Below are 923 nucleotides of genomic sequence, written 5' to 3' on the forward strand. Positions count from 1 at the left end.
GCATGAAAAGAGGAGGACGAGATGAGCGTCTATATGGTGGAACGGGATCTCAAAGGGATCAGCATGGAAGCCCTTGGTGGCGCGCAGAAAGCTGCGATCAGCAAGGCAACTGAGATGTCAGCCGCAGGCACGGAGATCAAGTATCTTCGCTCAACCTTTGCGCCCGAGGACGGCCGCTGCATGTGCCTCTTCGACGCCAATTCCGATACCGATGTTAAACGTCTGAACGACGATGCAGGCCTGCCCTACCACAAGATCGTTCCGGCCCTAGATCTAACGCCGTGACTGGCGAGCCTGCTCACTAGCGACTGGCGGTATGGAGTAGACCGTGAGGTCAGCGAAGGAAAAGTCGGCGATCTGAAAAGCCGTCGCGAAAGCGGCGAACTCGACAGGTCGCTCGCGGCCTATCAGTACCAGTTCGACCAGTCTCAGCAGATAACGCGCATTCACGGGCGACCCTGTCGTATTCTCGCACCGCCGTCGGCAGCGTCAACTGCTTGAGGTAATGGCCAAGCAGAACCTGCGGCGGGCCGCTGGTCGTGCCAGTCGGCATCGCATCGACTGCTCCCTGCCGCTCATGCCGCTCTCCCGAAATGAGGACGGTGTAGGCAATACGGATAGGCCGCCGAGGTCCTGGCCGGCCTGCACTCGATCCGGGCCAGTGCGATCTGCTTGACGGCATCGCAGCCGGATCGCGACTAACCGGATCGCCTCGATGACTGGCGTAGGTCACGATATCCAGGATCGCCTCCATCGGCCGCAGGACCTGAACGAACTCAGCTTCCGCGATTGCTCATGCGCGCTTCCATCAGATGCCGCAGATACTGGAACGCTTCGGGCAGCCCCCAGTCCTGCAGGGGGCGAGCTGATCGAGCGCGTTGGGCTTGGTCTCGATCAGCGACAGATATCGCGCCATCTCAGAA

At 60.5% G+C, this 923-nt stretch carries 1 protein-coding gene and 1 pseudogene; one reads left to right on the forward strand and one right to left on the reverse strand.

Features of this window, described 5'->3' with window-relative positions:
• Positions 1-21 precede the first annotated feature (21 nt).
• A complete protein-coding gene (locus ACSQ3E_RS30845; RefSeq protein ID WP_436125513.1) occupies positions 22-285 on the forward strand; it encodes a DUF4242 domain-containing protein in 264 nt (87 codons plus the stop codon).
• Positions 286-575: 290 nt separating this feature from the next.
• On the opposite strand, the pseudogene ACSQ3E_RS30850 reads toward ACSQ3E_RS30845, so the two are convergent.
• Positions 576-923, reverse strand: a pseudogene (locus ACSQ3E_RS30850) (IS21 family transposase); the annotation flags it as partial.

The sequence above is a fragment of the Aminobacter sp. LjRoot7 genome (assembly GCF_964252895.1).
Lineage (GTDB): Bacteria > Pseudomonadota > Alphaproteobacteria > Rhizobiales > Rhizobiaceae > Aminobacter > Aminobacter aminovorans_B.